This window comes from Chryseobacterium sp. MEBOG06 (assembly GCF_021869765.1).
Taxonomy (GTDB): domain Bacteria; phylum Bacteroidota; class Bacteroidia; order Flavobacteriales; family Weeksellaceae; genus Chryseobacterium.
In genome coordinates, this window is sequence record NZ_CP084580.1 from 4,830,514 (window position 1) to 4,844,375 (window position 13,862).

General features: G+C 34.8%; 18 protein-coding genes. 11 read left to right on the plus strand and 7 right to left on the minus strand.

The genetic code is table 11. The features are described 5' to 3' along the window. The 11 genes from LF887_RS22025 (at position 1) to trpS (ending at position 8,998) form a co-directional block, all read left to right on the plus strand. Positions 1 to 306, plus strand: coding sequence for a hypothetical protein (locus LF887_RS22025; protein ID WP_236856392.1), 306 nt, complete (start codon positions 1 to 3; stop codon positions 304 to 306). Positions 307 to 356: 50 nt separating this feature from the next. After that, on the plus strand, positions 357 to 665 hold the full coding sequence (locus tag LF887_RS22030) for a hypothetical protein (RefSeq protein WP_236856393.1): 309 nt from the start codon (positions 357 to 359) through the stop codon (positions 663 to 665). A 17-nt stretch (positions 666 to 682) separates the two neighbouring features. Further along, a complete protein-coding gene (locus LF887_RS22035; RefSeq protein WP_236856394.1) occupies positions 683 to 1,000 on the plus strand; it encodes a hypothetical protein in 318 nt (105 codons plus the stop codon). A 236-nt stretch (positions 1,001 to 1,236) separates the two neighbouring features. Then, positions 1,237 to 4,692: an isoleucine--tRNA ligase gene (gene ileS, locus LF887_RS22040; protein ID WP_236856395.1), complete on the plus strand. Its 3,456-nt coding sequence runs from the start codon at positions 1,237 to 1,239 to the stop codon at positions 4,690 to 4,692. Between the two features lie 58 nt (positions 4,693 to 4,750). Then, positions 4,751 to 5,131: a TraR/DksA family transcriptional regulator gene (locus LF887_RS22045; protein WP_045501318.1), complete on the plus strand. Its 381-nt coding sequence runs from the start codon at positions 4,751 to 4,753 to the stop codon at positions 5,129 to 5,131. 78 nt (positions 5,132 to 5,209) lie between these two features. Then, complete coding sequence (locus LF887_RS22050) at positions 5,210 to 5,455, plus strand: DUF6576 domain-containing protein (protein WP_236856396.1); 246 nt, start codon at positions 5,210 to 5,212, stop codon at positions 5,453 to 5,455. 16 nt (positions 5,456 to 5,471) lie between these two features. Further along, positions 5,472 to 5,666 (plus strand): DUF2683 family protein, encoded by a 195-nt coding sequence (locus tag LF887_RS22055; RefSeq protein WP_236856397.1) that lies wholly within the window; start codon positions 5,472 to 5,474, stop codon positions 5,664 to 5,666. Beyond that, positions 5,666 to 6,304 carry a lipoprotein signal peptidase gene (locus tag LF887_RS22060; RefSeq protein ID WP_236856398.1) on the plus strand — a complete coding sequence of 213 codons (639 nt, stop codon included), beginning with the start codon at positions 5,666 to 5,668 and terminating at the stop codon, positions 6,302 to 6,304. Before LF887_RS22055 ends, LF887_RS22060 begins: the two co-directional genes overlap by 1 nt. Before the next feature lie 15 nt (positions 6,305 to 6,319). After that, the gene (locus LF887_RS22065) at positions 6,320 to 6,964 is read left to right on the plus strand and encodes a vancomycin high temperature exclusion protein (RefSeq protein ID WP_236856399.1); all 645 of its coding nucleotides are present in this window, start codon (positions 6,320 to 6,322) and stop codon (positions 6,962 to 6,964) included. Positions 6,965 to 6,974: 10 nt separating this feature from the next. Further along, on the plus strand, positions 6,975 to 7,979 hold the full coding sequence (locus tag LF887_RS22070) for a hypothetical protein (protein WP_236856400.1): 1,005 nt from the start codon (positions 6,975 to 6,977) through the stop codon (positions 7,977 to 7,979). A 50-nt stretch (positions 7,980 to 8,029) separates the two neighbouring features. Continuing rightward, on the plus strand, positions 8,030 to 8,998 hold the full coding sequence (gene trpS, locus LF887_RS22075) for a tryptophan--tRNA ligase (RefSeq protein ID WP_236856401.1): 969 nt from the start codon (positions 8,030 to 8,032) through the stop codon (positions 8,996 to 8,998). Between the two features lie 85 nt (positions 8,999 to 9,083). On the opposite strand, the gene LF887_RS22080 is transcribed toward trpS, so the two are convergent. The 7 genes from LF887_RS22080 to LF887_RS22100 form a co-directional block, all read right to left on the minus strand. Then, positions 9,084 to 10,367, minus strand: coding sequence for a sensor histidine kinase (locus LF887_RS22080; protein WP_236856402.1), 1,284 nt, complete (start codon positions 10,365 to 10,367; stop codon positions 9,084 to 9,086). Next, the gene (locus LF887_RS22085) at positions 10,367 to 11,038 is read right to left on the minus strand and encodes a response regulator transcription factor (RefSeq protein ID WP_236856403.1); all 672 of its coding nucleotides are present in this window, start codon (positions 11,036 to 11,038) and stop codon (positions 10,367 to 10,369) included. Before LF887_RS22085 ends, LF887_RS22080 begins: the two co-directional genes overlap by 1 nt. Positions 11,039 to 11,235: 197 nt before the next feature. Beyond that, a complete protein-coding gene (locus tag LF887_RS24480) occupies positions 11,236 to 11,442 on the minus strand; it encodes a PepSY-like domain-containing protein (RefSeq protein ID WP_300690317.1) in 207 nt (68 codons plus the stop codon). A gap of 35 nt (positions 11,443 to 11,477) precedes the next feature. Beyond that, entirely contained in the window at positions 11,478 to 11,927 is a 450-nt protein-coding gene (locus LF887_RS22090) for a PepSY-like domain-containing protein (protein WP_236856404.1), read from the minus strand. A 286-nt stretch (positions 11,928 to 12,213) separates the two neighbouring features. Continuing rightward, the gene (locus LF887_RS22095) at positions 12,214 to 12,909 is read right to left on the minus strand and encodes a YjjG family noncanonical pyrimidine nucleotidase (RefSeq protein WP_236856405.1); all 696 of its coding nucleotides are present in this window, start codon (positions 12,907 to 12,909) and stop codon (positions 12,214 to 12,216) included. Positions 12,910 to 12,929: 20 nt separating this feature from the next. Next, entirely contained in the window at positions 12,930 to 13,064 is a 135-nt protein-coding gene (locus tag LF887_RS24295) for a hypothetical protein (protein WP_262912492.1), read from the minus strand. A 46-nt stretch (positions 13,065 to 13,110) separates the two neighbouring features. Next, on the minus strand, positions 13,111 to 13,701 hold the full coding sequence (locus LF887_RS22100; protein ID WP_236856406.1) for an RNA polymerase sigma factor: 591 nt from the start codon (positions 13,699 to 13,701) through the stop codon (positions 13,111 to 13,113). Positions 13,702 to 13,862 lie beyond the last annotated feature (161 nt).

Here is a 13,862-nt window from a genome sequence, read left to right on the forward strand (position 1 = left end):
ATGTTAAACAAAGAGAAAATAAACGAAATAGCAAAACGCTATATAGAGCACCTTGAAGGAAAAATGAATATTAAATTAGCTATTGCTCAAGAGCTCACAATAAATAAACCATATGGAAATATATATTTTTGGGGAGCACAAGATTCAAAAAAGCATCGTCTGGCAGGTAATGGTCCTTTTCTAGTAGAAAGCGAAGATGGCAGAGTTCTTAGATTTGGAACAGCTGACCCTACAGAATATTATATTACGCTCTATGAAAATGGTAATTGGAATCCAGGTTCTAATGACATCTGGTATCCAAACTAAGCCGATATTAATTTTATTGTTTCATTAAATAAAATTTCAAGTAAAATAATATGCTAACAGACAACAAAATGCTAGAAATAGCTAATAAGTATATAAAGCAAATTGGGCAAAGAATAAATATTGAACTTGAAATTCCTAGCGAATTTATTAAGAAAAGTTATGGAAATGTTTATGATTATGTTGCGAAGGATTCTACAAAACATCGTTTAGCTGGCAATGGCCCATTTCTTGTGAAAAATGACACTGGTATAGTCATTCAATTTGGAACATCTGACGATGTAGAGTATTATTTAAGTGGGTATGAAGATGGTACATGGAAACCTAGCATTCATGGCGTTTGGGATCCTAATCAGAATTAATATTCATAAAAATTCACATGCTAACAGAACAAGAAGTAATAGAAATTGCAAGAAACTATGTTAAAAAGTTAAGTCAAAAATGGGAAGTAGAACTTACCATTGCAGAAGAATATTTAATTCAAAAAGAGTATGGTGTGATATTTTATTTTAATTCAAAAAAATATGTAGAAGATAAAATTGAAAGAGCCAAACTAATAGGCTGTTCCCCTTTCCTGATAGAAAGTAAGACTGGTAAAATTGTAGTGTTTGGAACGAATAGATCTATTGACTACTACATTCAAGAATACGAAGCGGAAAGATGGCCAGATATGCCAAGACTTAATGATTTTGAATAATTTACGGCCACCTTCGGGTGGCTATTTTTATAGACAAACGGCTTCAATCTCATACTCAAAAGCATCCGAAACATCCACTCATTCTCTATTTATTATTCCCTTTTCAGTTCTTTCTTCATTTATATTTCTGAGATTGAACTTTTTAATAGAAATTACCTAAATAAAACATATATTATAAACCGACAAATTTTAGTAAATTTGCAGACTTAATTAATCAACGATATTGAGATATTACAATGAGCCAATTTAAAGAATACAAAAACCTCAACCTTATTGACGTAGCAGAAAATGTAGCGGAATTCTGGAAACAGAATAAAACTTTCAATAAGAGTGTTGAGATTCGTGAGGGGCAACCTGAGTTTGTTTTTTATGAAGGTCCGCCTTCAGCAAACGGTATGCCCGGAATTCACCACGTAATGGCCAGAGCATTGAAGGATATTTTCTGTCGTTATCAAACCCAAAACGGGAAACAGGTTTTCCGTAAAGCGGGTTGGGATACACACGGACTTCCTGTAGAGCTAGGCGTAGAAAAAGAATTAGGAATCACTAAAGAAGATATTGGCAAAAAAATTTCTATTGAAGATTATAACAAAGCTTGTCGTGAAGCAGTAATGCGTTATACCGATGTTTGGAATACCCTTACTGAGAAAATCGGATATTGGGTAGATCTAAAGGATCCGTATATCACATACAAGTCAAAATATATGGAAACCGTTTGGTGGTTGTTGAAGCAATTGTACGATAAAGGATTATTGTATAAAGGATATACAATTCAGCCTTATTCTCCAAAAGCAGGAACCGGTCTTTCTTCACACGAAGTAAACCAACCGGGTGCTTACCGTGATGTTTCTGATACAACGGTTGTTGCGCAGTTTAAAACTTTACCGGAAACTTTACCTTCATTTTTACAAGGTTTTGGAGATGTACATTTCTTAGCCTGGACGACAACTCCTTGGACGCTGCCTTCTAACACAGCTTTGACAGTTGGTCCGAAAATCGATTATGTTTTAGTAAAAACATTCAATCAATATACTTTTGAACCCATCAATATTGTTTTGGCTAAAGCTTTGGCTGGAAAACAATTTGCAAAAAAATACGCAGAAGGAACAGATGAAGATTTTGCAAACTTCACTCCTGAAACGAAAGTTATTCCTTACCAGATCCTAGCAGAATTCAAAGGTGCTGATTTGGTTGGGATTAAATATGAGCAGTTATTACAGTACGCTCTTCCTTATCAGAATCCGGAAAATGCGTTCAGAGTAATTTCAGGAGATTTTGTTACAACTGAAGACGGAACAGGTATCGTTCATACCGCTCCTACTTTTGGTGCCGATGATGCGAAAGTAGCAAAAGAAGCTAAACCTGAAGTACCACCAATGTTGGTTTTGGATGAAAACGAAAATCCAATCCCTTTAGTGGATCTACAGGGAAGATTTTTATCTGTAGTAAACGATGAAATCTATGGTTTTGCTAATGAATATGTAAAAGGAGAATACCTTAGCGAAGACGAAAAAAATACGGAATTAAATATTCAGAAGGATAACTTAAAATCTATCATTGCAGACTTAAAGGCTTATCTTTCTGTAGATGAAAGAATTGCTTTAAAATTAAGAAAAGAAAATAAGGCTTTCAAAGTTGAAAAATATGTTCACAGTTATCCGCACAGCTGGAGAACAGATGAGCCACTATTATACTATCCGTTGGATTCTTGGTTTGTAAAAATGACTGCTGTAAAAGACAGATTGGTAGATTTAAACAAAGAAATCAACTGGAAGCCAAAAGCAACAGGAGAAGGACGTTTCGCCAACTGGTTGGAAAATGTAAACGACTGGAATCTTTCCCGTTCAAGATATTGGGGAATTCCTTTGCCAATCTGGAGAACAGAAGATCTGAAAGAAGAAAAAATCATAGGTTCTGTAGAAGAATTATACAACGAAATCGAAAAATCTATTGAAGCAGGATTCATGAAAGAAAATCCGTTCAAAGATTTTATCATCGGAGATATGTCTGAAGAGAATTATGCTTTGGTTGATCTACATAAAAATATCGTTGACCAGATTATCATTGTTTCAGATTCAGGAAGAGCAATGAAGCGTGAAAGCGACTTGATCGACGTTTGGTTTGATTCTGGTTCTATGCCTTATGCTCAGCTGCACTATCCTTTTGAGAATAAAGAATTAATCGACAATAATAAAGCATTCCCTGCAGATTTCATTGCGGAAGGGGTTGATCAGACTCGTGGTTGGTTCTATACACTTCACGCAATTGGAACAGCGGTTTTTGATTCAGTTGCTTATAAAAATGTAATGAGTAACGGACTTGTTTTGGATAAAAATGGCGTGAAAATGTCAAAATCCAAAGGAAATGGTGTTGACCCATTTGAAACCATTGCTACTTACGGACCGGATGCAACGCGTTGGTACATGATTTCAAATGCAAATCCATGGGAAAACCTGAAATTCGATAGGGACGGAATTGATGAAATCAGAAGAAAGTTCTTCGGAACACTTTATAATACTTATTCATTCTTTACACTGTATGCGAATGTTGACGGATTCAATTATTCTGAAAAAGAGGTTGAAAACAGACCGGAAATCGATAGATGGATCCTTTCGGAATTAAATCTATTAATAGAAGAAGTAAAAGCATTCTACGAAGATTACGAGCCAACACGAGTAGCAAGAGCGATCAATACTTTCGTTAATGACAACTTGAGTAACTGGTACGTAAGATTATGCAGAAGACGTTTCTGGAAAGGAGATTATTCTGATGATAAGATCTCTGCTTACCAGACTTTATACACTTGTCTTGAAGTAGTGGCCAAATTATCTGCTCCAATTGCACCTTTCTTTATGGACCAGCTGTATCAGGATCTGAATAAAGTAACAGGAAAAGAAAATGTAGAATCGGTACACCTTACAGACTTCCCGGTTGCTGATGAAAATTTAATCGATCAGGATTTGGTTGAAAAAACTCACCTGGCTCAGACCATTACAAGTTTGGTTCTTTCTATCAGACGTGCAGAAAGCTTAAAAGTAAGACAACCACTTCAGAGAGTATTAATTCCTGTTTTGGATAAAAAGACAGAAGAGCAAATTGCAGCGGTTTCTGAATTAATCAAACAAGAAGTAAACGTAAAAGAATTGCAGTTAATTAATGCTGAAGAAGCATCACACTTAATTGTAAAACAGATAAAGCCTAACTTCAAAGCGCTTGGTCCTAAACTAGGAAAAGACATGAAGGTGGTAGGTGCCGAGATTACTAATCTGAATGCAGAACAGATTTCCACTCTTGAAAAAGAAGGGAAACTGGACGTTCAGGGATATGAGATCACTCTTGATGATGTAGAAATTTCTACAAAAGATATCCCGGGATGGACTGTAACTTCCGATGGAAAAATAACTGTGGCATTAGATTTGACGTTAACCGATGAATTAAAATCTGAAGGTATCGCAAGAGAGTTCATCAACAGAATTCAAAACCTGCGAAAAGAGAATGACTTTGAATTGACAGACAGAATTAATATCTCCATTGAAAAAAATTCACCATTTATTGAAGATATTATGAAAAATGAACAATATATTTCTTCTGAAGTCTTGTCAAATAAAATAGAAATTGTATCTTCACTTTCAAATTTTAACGAAATCGAAATCGATGAAGTTAATTTTAAGATAAATATTGAAAAAAATTAACATGTAGTTATTGTATTTCAAATTCCATTTCATAATTTTATTAAAAAAGAGAAAGAATATGTCAGACGAAAGAGTTAGATACAGCGATGCTGATTTACAGGAATTTAGGGCGATCATTAAAGAAAAAATAGAAAAAGCGGAAAAAGATCTTCAGCTGATCAGAGAAAGTTTCATCAATGACCAGAATAATGGAACAGATGATACTTCACCTACCTTCAAAGCTTTTGAAGAAGGTGCAGAAACTTTGAGCAAAGAGCAAAACTCTATCTTAGCCGGAAGACAGGAAAAATTCGTGCGTGATCTGAAAAATGCTTTAATCAGAATCGAAAATAAGACTTATGGTGTTTGTAGAGTAACAGGGAAGCTGATTCCTAAGGAAAGACTTTTAGCCGTTCCTCATGCTACACTGAGCATCGAAGCGAAAAATATGCAAAAATAACCGTAAGGTTTGTAAAATAATATTGGGTTTATACGGTATTCGAGGATACTTTATAAACCTAATTTTTAATGTATACCCATGGGCGAATTATTAATTTTAGGAATTATCATCGCCGTAATTTTACTGTTTTTCAACAGAGAAGGAATCAAAAACAGATTCTTTCCGGATAAACAGAAAAACTATACGATTGATGATCAGTTTAATTCTGATAAACGTGACCGGGAAAGAGAAATAGACCGACTGTTGAGTAAGATGGGCAAAAACGGAATCAATGATCTGTCTGAAAAAGACAGAAAAAGACTTGATGAACTGTCCAAAATGTAATAATTAAATATAAGAAATGGAATCTATCATAGTACATCCAAAAAATGCAATGGAGCTAAGCGCACTGAAAGGTGTTTTAAAAGAAATGAACATTAAATTTGAGAAGGCTCATGTTAAAAGTTCTTTCAATGGACAGAAAGTGATCAAGAAAGCAAGCGATAATAAACATATAAAGCCTGCAGCAAAGCCTTCAAAACCTAAAGGAGAATAATGAAAAAGATATTAGCTATCACATTTTTGGTATTGTTAATTGACCAGGCTTCAAAAATCTACATTAAAACGCATTTCAATCTGGATGACAGTGTCAATGTGTTTTCCGGTTTTAAACTGACTTTCGTAGAAAATCCGGGAATGGCTTATGGCTTTCACTTTGGTGGAATTATCGGAAAATATTTCCTCGTAATTTTAAGAATTTTCTTAATTGGAGGAATGGTTTATATGTTTAAAAAGTGGCTGAAAGAAGGAGCCTCAAACTATCTACTGATTCCAATGGCCATCATCTTTGCCGGAGCTATCGGAAATCTTATTGACGGAATGTTCTATGGAATGATCTTCGACAGCGGAACGGTTTATGACCCAAGTATTGACCGATGGATCGGCTACGGAGGGATCTCTAAGTTTGTTCCTATTGGCCACGGATACTCTACTTTTATGAAAGGATGTGTAGTGGATATGCTTCATTTCCCATTGGTAGACTGGCATGTTCCAGACAGCTGGCCATTGATAGGTGGAAAACATATTGAGTTCTTCAAATATATTTTCAATGTTGCCGATTCTGCGATTACGGTAGGAGCTGCATTCTTATTAATATTCAGAAAAAAAGCTTTTCCGAACGGCCTCGAGTTTTAAAAATATCTTCTTCGGATGAAAAAAATAATCAAAAATATTTTTAAATTTTTCCTGCTTCTTCTCGTTGCAGGAATTCTTTTTATCGCCTGGGCCAACTACAGCATCAAAAATGAAAGTGCATCGTTCGTATCTTATAACATTAAGGATGTTCCCGAGGCAAAAACTGCATTATTGTTAGGAACAGGAAAAACCTTAAGCAATGGAACTCCGAATGCCTATTTCTATAACAGAATAAAAGCAGCAGCCGACTTATTTAAAAGCGGAAAAACACAATACATCATCGTAAGCGGTGATAACAGTACCCAGGACTATAACGAACCCGAAGATATGCAGCTTGCATTGATTCAGCAGGGAGTTCCACAGGATAGGATCATACTGGATCATGCCGGATTCCGGACGTTGGATTCTGTGGTGAGAGCAAAAGATATCTTTGGACAGACTAAAATTGTGATTATCTCCCAAAAATTTCACAATGAAAGAGCCGTTTTTCTTGCTCAAAAAAATGGAATGGAAGCCTTTGGGTACAATGCAGAAGATGTCAATAAATACGCAGGATTAAAGACGAATATGCGGGAATATCTTGCCAAGACCAAAGTGTATTGGGATTTGCTATTTGGAGTAGAACCAAAATTTGGGGGAGAGAAGATAATAATTCCTTAACTTAGGTGGTATGAAAGCCATTCAGTTTTTTATATTAATCTGTACTCTTGTTTCCTGCAAGAAAGAAAATATTTATTATTACGCCAACAATAAAGAAATTAAAGACAGTACCGTCATTCGCTTTGTTGATACGGAATTAAAAAAACTGAATATTGATCCCAAGAAAAAGAATTTAAAAATTCACACCACCCTGGATTCTGTTTCTTATCAAACAAATCTGGATACTATAAGAACGAAGGTCTTCGAGATAGCTTCAAAAGACAATTCGATTCCAAAAGACAAGGCTCTTTTTGATGAATGGGTAAGGGAAAAAATAATAGTGGTAGATAGTAAAACCGCAAAAGTGGTAAAATTCTACAGCACATTTAAACCCCCTAAGTTTGACCGATATGACCTCAACATGGCGGGAATGAAAAAGCTGATCAATATGGGAAGTATTTTGAGTACAAATCCTAATGCTGAAATCCCTGAAGATTACCTTGTTATCTACGCCTCAGCGGTCATTCCTTCTGACAGTTCCAAAATAAACGAACATGCGGCAGAGTTCCTGTCAAAGTTTAAGGTAGACCATCTGGACAGAAGACATTACAATTTAAATTTTCTATCTTTTCCAGACGCCATTAAAATATTCCAAACCTTTAGCAGGAACGGTGTATGCAAGGAACCTTTCAGCATCCAAAGCATTTTAGAAAATGATAATTCCATATATACCCATAAGGAAGATTCGATCAAGATATTATCACCCATTGCTGCCAAGACCATCCAAAATCGTCTAGATTATTATAAAGACCACCATTACAGAATGTCTGATTCTCAGGTTAAAAGCACACAAAGTTTAATCAGTTTTGGAGTTCCCCCATCCTATTCTTTTATCATTAATGATGGAAAGTATACTTATTTTATTTATGTAGCAGGTGCCGTGGTTACCGATATTCACAAAAAACAATCAAAAATGATTCCGCTTACATGGATGAAAAGAATCGGAATTCATTACTATAACGCAATTAGAAAGTAATTTTGCTTAAATTTGCAATTCATTAATTTTTAAATATAAATTTTAAACAAATGTCAAGAATTCTTACCGGCATTCAAGCCACCGGAACACCCCATCTTGGAAATTTGCTTGGGGCAATTATTCCTGCTATCGAACTATCCAAGCAGGAAGGCAATGAATCATTTTTATTTATTGCGAATCTTCATACGCTTACCCAGATTAAAGATGCGCAAACTTTAAGACAGAATACCTACGAGATTGCTGCGGCTTGGCTTGCTTGTGGATTAGATACCGAAAAAACATTTTTCTACAGACAAAGTGATATCGCTGAAACCTGTGAACTTTCTTGGCATTTATCATGTTTTTTTCCATATCAAAGATTAACGTTGGCTCATTCATTTAAGGATAAAGCGGACCGTCTTCAGGATGTAAATGCTGGTTTGTTTACCTACCCTATTCTGATGGCTGCAGATATTTTATTGTATGATGCGGAGATTGTTCCTGTAGGAAAAGATCAGCTTCAGCATTTGGAGTTTGCAAGAGATGTTGCATCAAGATTTAACAATCAGATGGGTGAAATCCTTGTACTTCCACAATCTGAACTTCAGGAAGACACCAAATATGTCCCAGGAACAGACGGGCAGAAAATGTCTAAATCAAGAGGAAATATCATCAATATTTTCTTACCCGAAAAGGAGCTTAAAAAGCAAGTAATGAGTATTGAATCGGATTCTAAGTCTTTAGAAGAACCTAAGGACCCTGAAACGGATAAGACATTCAATATTTATGAACTTATAGCGACACCGGAACAGACAGAAGAACTGAGATCGAAATATCTTGCCGGAAACTTCGGATACGGCCATGCTAAAAAAGAATTACTGGATCTTATTTTGGTACGTTTTGCCAAAGAAAGAGAAACATTCTCTTATTATATGAACAATCTTGATGAGCTGGAAGCAAAATTGCAGGAAGGTGCTGAAAAAACCAGACCTGTTGCCCTTTCAACACTTAAAAGAGTAAGAACAAGCTTAGGATTTTAATTCTGAGTTTTAAATATAAGAACCGGCTGCCTTCAATTGAAAGCAGCCGGTTTTTTTTCTGCTAATGTTTTTATTTATAGTGACATCAGGCTTTATTTTTTGTAAGAATAAAGTAGTGCATTTTATCTTCAAACTCATAGATAATATCCCAGCCTGGATATTGTTTTATAATTGTTTTAATGATAGACAGCCCTAATCCTGTCGAAGTATGATCCGATCCCTGTTTATAGAACCGGTTAAATATCTTAGACTTATCCAGGGGAACAGATGCTCCGCTATTTTGGAATGTTATTCTGTCATTTTCAATGATAATATTTAAAGTACCTTCTTCATTATTGTATTTAACAGCGTTTTTAAGCAGATTGGAGAGTAGAATATCCGCAAGATCCTGATTGAAATCTGCCACAAATATTCCTTTTTCTATGATGCTGACCTCTACTTTTTTAAATTCTATAAAATCTTCATAGTTCTCAACCAACTTAGAAATCATCCTATTAAAATCAACCCCTGATGTTTTATTAAACTGGCTGTTTTCTATTTTGGAAAGCATTAACAGTGACTTATTAAGCCCCACCATTCTTCTAAGATCATTTTTAACTTCAGTAAGGAAGTTCAGATTTTTTTTATCAGGATTTTCGTTCTGGATGAGAAGATCTATTTTATTAATAACAATAGCCAGTGGAGTCTGAAGCTCGTGAGAAGCATTTTCAATAAATTGTTTCTGCTGATAGAAAACAAGTTCATTACGCTCAATCATTTCATTAATTTCCACATTCAGCTCCTCAAACTCCGTGATGGAAAAATTCTGCTTTTCCTGGGGAAACGGAACCCCAAACTGGTATTTTTTAAGCTTATCAAGTATTAAATAGAATGGCCTCATTGCCTTATTAAGCAGATATCCGTTGACAGCTACAATGCTTATTACTAAAAAAACATAAAGCACGACCAAAGCTGTCGTAAGATCGTAGATCAATTCATCTTCTTCTACTGTAGAAGTTCTTATGACAAGCCTCTGATGCATTTTGAACTGATCGATAAAGTCTGCCTCCAACACCCTGTAGGGTTGATCTTTATCATCATACTCCATATAATACATCTTATTATAGAGCCTGCTCTTATTTTTATAATCTCCTTCTCTAATAGAATTAATTTTAAATTCATTAAATCCAAAATCATTATTCTTCAGCAGCTGAGGATTAAGGTAAACCGCTTTAATGATCTGTATCTTCCTGTTTCGTAAACCATCATCCACATTATCATGCACTTCATCCAGGATATAGGCATAAAACAATCCTGCCCACACTGCAATAATCAGCAGCAGAATCATGATCAGGTATTTTATGGTGTAGTATTTTAATGAAACTTTCATCAGACAAATTTATATCCTATTCCATATACAGCCTGGAAATCAGCTTCTGCATTGAGGGTTTTCAATTTTTTACGAAGGTTTTTAATCTGTGAATAGATAAAATCAAGACTGTCTGCCTGATCGATATAATCACCCCAGATTGCTTCCGCCAATGTTGTTTTCTGTAAAGTCTTTTCCGGATGAATCACAAAGTAATACAAAAGATCATATTCTTTTCGGTTCAGCACTAATTCTTTATTTCCCACCATCACTATTCTGCTCTCCGGATCGATGCTTATGTTTTTGTAAGTAATGATATTTTCTCCGTCCTGATGATTTCTTCTGATTACCGATTTTACTCTCGCCAAAAGCTCAGCAAGGTGAAAAGGTTTTGCCAGATAATCATCAGCGCCTATTTCCAGTCCGGTTACTTTATCGTCCACCGAATCTTTCGCGGAGAGAATGATCACAGGATCTTTTTTATGCATCTTTTTGATCTCTCTCAGGAGGTCGATACCATTTCCGTCAGGCAACATAATATCCAGAAGAATACAATCATATTCATAAGAGATAATTTTTTCTAAGCCTGAGCTGTAATCAAGAGCATATTCTACTATAAAATGCTCTGCTTCCAGAAACTTCTGTACAGTATCCTTTAATTGCGGCTCATCTTCTACTATTAAAATCTTCATACCTCTTTATTTTGGTGCTTTGCTACATGATTGAAATTATATCAAATATATGAAATTATAGAAAGGGAAAAAGAAAGAGGAAGATCAGAAGTTACAGTATATGACTGGCAGCCTCTTTTATTTCATGTAAAAAACACATTTAATTTTGCTTCCTTTCAATTCCAGACCTCAATGACTTTCCTCTTTCTCAATCTTTTTTAATTCATTTTTACAAAACGGCCATCAGCATCGAAAATAAGGCAGATCCCGTTCAATAAATGAATTTTATAGGCATTATATTTTTTTTCAATAGATTTAACTACACTGCACGGATGGTGCTTTGTCATAAAAGACACAATACTTTTCCTAATCTTAGCGGAAGAAACTTTTCTTCCGTTGCTTCTTATTAAATTCCAGTTGACCATAATATTAAAATTTTGTGTTAATGTGTAATGATGAATTAGTCGTCAATTTTTTTAAAGTTTCCGTTTCTGTCAAACTCAAGCTCCAGCCCGTTGGACAGTTCGGCTTTGTAAGACCATCTCTTCTTCTCTATCTTGATGATATAAGTATTTGGGAAGTTTCGGGTACTGTAGTTCCTGATGGAGGCCGGAATAAAACTATAAGGTAGCTTCTCATGTTTACCATCAACTTCTTTCCAGTTACCCTGACTGTCAAATTCTATTTTCATTCCATTTCTCAGGTAGACTTTATATTCATCTACTCCATAGATCGCTCTGTCTTCAATAGCTGAACTTACAGGTACGCCTTTAAAATGAGTAGTAAGAAACGTTTTGGATGTTTTAGGTAGCTGATTCGCAGAGATCACTCTGTCTTGTCCGAAGATCAAGCCGCCAATACATAAAAACATGACAATAAGTATTCCAGTGATTTTCTTTGCATTTTTCATAACATTAAGTTTTTCTGTTATTATTATGAAGCAAAGGTCAGAATCAATTTAGGAAAGAATTAGGAAAAATTTTATTAGTAAAAAAAAGTGGATAAGAACCACAGGAAAAATAGTAAATACAATTAAACCATTAAGATAAATTAAGGTTTTAAGAAAAGCAAGACTGATTATGTTTGAAATTACTTTACCATAGGCTGGCAATAACACTTAATCTTAACTCCCTTAAAAGCTTCAATAACCTTAATGGTTTAAATAATTTTTGTTTCAGACTTTATAGTCCGGAATATTATAAGTATTCTTTGATTTGCTGGAGATGGGTAATTGCTTTTATCCCTTCTTTTTGTTTGTCTTCTTTATAAACATCAAAGAAGATGGCATCCATTCCGAAAGCTGTTGCTCCCATTGCATCCGCTATCCAGTCGTCCCCAATCAGGATGCTCTCTTCTTTTTTCGCTTCAGAAAGCCCCAGAGAGTATTCAAAAATTTTAGGATTGGGTTTTCTTACTCCTATTGCATCTGCACTGGTAATGGTTTTAAAGTAAGGAGCAATTCCGGATAGAGTGCATTTTCTCTCCGTAACTTCCTGAAATCCGTTAGAAATAATATGAAGCGTATAATTTTTGGCTTTTAAATATTCAAGAACATCTTCTGCTCCTTCCACCAATTCATTATAAGCCACAATATTATCCAGAAAGTTTTCTTCAAAATAAAGAGACAGTTCTTTGTTATCCACTCCAAAATGCATGAAGGAATCATAGAAACGGTGTTCTCTTAAATATTCTTTACCGATAATACCATCCCTGATCTTTTCCCAGAGATCTTCATTGATGTCATGGTACACAGAATGAAACTCTTCAAAGTCAATATTATACTTCGAAGTGATTTCCTGTTTTTCGAAAAGGTCCTTAATGGTAAGATAGGCATTTCTGCGGTGATCCCAAAGTGTATTATCGAGATCAAAATAAACGTGCTGCATTTTCATACAGCACAAAGTTAATCATTTTAATTTTTTAAAATAGGATAATTTTTGCTCTTGCTTTTCACAATTTCAATACTTTTAGAAAAATTGAGCAAAAAATCAATGGTTTGTTTCTTAGGTTTCAAAGTTTTCACTTTTAAGGAATCATTTTTTTTCATAGGCGGGTATGTTTTCCTTAAAACGTGAAATTTTACGAAATATTATCTATCTGGTTAATATTATGTTATTTTCTTCCATGATTTTTCTCAGGTTAATCAAAGCATATCGCACTCTACCCAGTGTGGTATTAATACTCATATCTGTATGATCAGCAATCTCTTTGAAGCTTAGACCGTCAAAAAACCTCAGTTTAATCACCTCTTGTTGATTTGCCGGTAAAAATTGCAGCATTCTCAAAAGGTCTTCCTGAATCTGATTGGTGACAAGCTGATCTTCAATATTTTCTGAAGGCTCTCTGATTAAATCAAAGATAGAATATTCATCCGTTTCAAAAGTAGTTTGTGAAACTTTGATATTTTTCGCTTTTGATCTGAAATAGTCGATGATTAGGTTGTAGGAAATTCTTTTCGCCCAAAGAATAAATTTACCTTCCTCGTTATAGCGTCCTTCTTTCAGCATGACAATAATCTTCATGAATGTATCCTGAAAAATATCGTTGGCTAAATCTTCATCATTAATTTTGTAAAAAATGAATGTAAACAGCTCTCTCTGGTGTCGGTGAATAAGGGTTGATAAGGCCCCTTCGTCTCCTTTTTGGTAAAGGGAAATTAGTAAACTATCCGATTTTGATTTCATAACTCTTCTCAATATAACATTTGTAGACAGTCATTCCTCCAGATATTCTATCTGGTCTTTGCTGTATAAACAAAACAGTTGTAGAGTAGAGTCTCTTCTATAGGCGGTACAATTATTATGATGTAAATATAATAATTTTTTAATAACTGTTAACCTATTAT

Excerpts from the sequence above, each read along its gene's own strand:
- LF887_RS24295 (WP_262912492.1), bottom strand. The coding sequence starts at position 13,064 with ATGAAAAAAAATGATTCCTTAAAAGTGAAAACTTTGAAACCTAAGAAA.
- LF887_RS22055 (WP_236856397.1), top strand. The coding sequence starts at position 5,472 with ATGGAATCTATCATAGTACATCCAAAAAATGCAATGGAGCTAAGCGCA.
- LF887_RS22070 (WP_236856400.1), top strand. The coding sequence starts at position 6,975 with ATGAAAGCCATTCAGTTTTTTATATTAATCTGTACTCTTGTTTCCTGC.
- LF887_RS22085 (WP_236856403.1), bottom strand. The coding sequence starts at position 11,038 with ATGAAGATTTTAATAGTAGAAGATGAGCCGCAATTAAAGGATACTGTA.
- LF887_RS22025 (WP_236856392.1), top strand. The coding sequence starts at position 1 with ATGTTAAACAAAGAGAAAATAAACGAAATAGCAAAACGCTATATAGAG.
- LF887_RS22030 (WP_236856393.1), top strand. The coding sequence starts at position 357 with ATGCTAACAGACAACAAAATGCTAGAAATAGCTAATAAGTATATAAAG.
- LF887_RS22095 (WP_236856405.1), bottom strand. The coding sequence starts at position 12,909 with ATGAAAATGCAGCACGTTTATTTTGATCTCGATAATACACTTTGGGAT.
- trpS (WP_236856401.1), top strand. The coding sequence starts at position 8,030 with ATGTCAAGAATTCTTACCGGCATTCAAGCCACCGGAACACCCCATCTT.
- LF887_RS22090 (WP_236856404.1), bottom strand. The coding sequence starts at position 11,927 with ATGAAAAATGCAAAGAAAATCACTGGAATACTTATTGTCATGTTTTTA.
- LF887_RS22035 (WP_236856394.1), top strand. The coding sequence starts at position 683 with ATGCTAACAGAACAAGAAGTAATAGAAATTGCAAGAAACTATGTTAAA.
- LF887_RS22050 (WP_236856396.1), top strand. The coding sequence starts at position 5,210 with ATGGGCGAATTATTAATTTTAGGAATTATCATCGCCGTAATTTTACTG.
- LF887_RS22100 (WP_236856406.1), bottom strand. The coding sequence starts at position 13,701 with ATGAAATCAAAATCGGATAGTTTACTAATTTCCCTTTACCAAAAAGGA.
- LF887_RS22060 (WP_236856398.1), top strand. The coding sequence starts at position 5,666 with ATGAAAAAGATATTAGCTATCACATTTTTGGTATTGTTAATTGACCAG.
- ileS (WP_236856395.1), top strand. The coding sequence starts at position 1,237 with ATGAGCCAATTTAAAGAATACAAAAACCTCAACCTTATTGACGTAGCA.
- LF887_RS22065 (WP_236856399.1), top strand. The coding sequence starts at position 6,320 with ATGAAAAAAATAATCAAAAATATTTTTAAATTTTTCCTGCTTCTTCTC.
- LF887_RS24480 (WP_300690317.1), bottom strand. The coding sequence starts at position 11,442 with ATGGTCAACTGGAATTTAATAAGAAGCAACGGAAGAAAAGTTTCTTCC.
- LF887_RS22045 (WP_045501318.1), top strand. The coding sequence starts at position 4,751 with ATGTCAGACGAAAGAGTTAGATACAGCGATGCTGATTTACAGGAATTT.
- LF887_RS22080 (WP_236856402.1), bottom strand. The coding sequence starts at position 10,367 with ATGAAAGTTTCATTAAAATACTACACCATAAAATACCTGATCATGATT.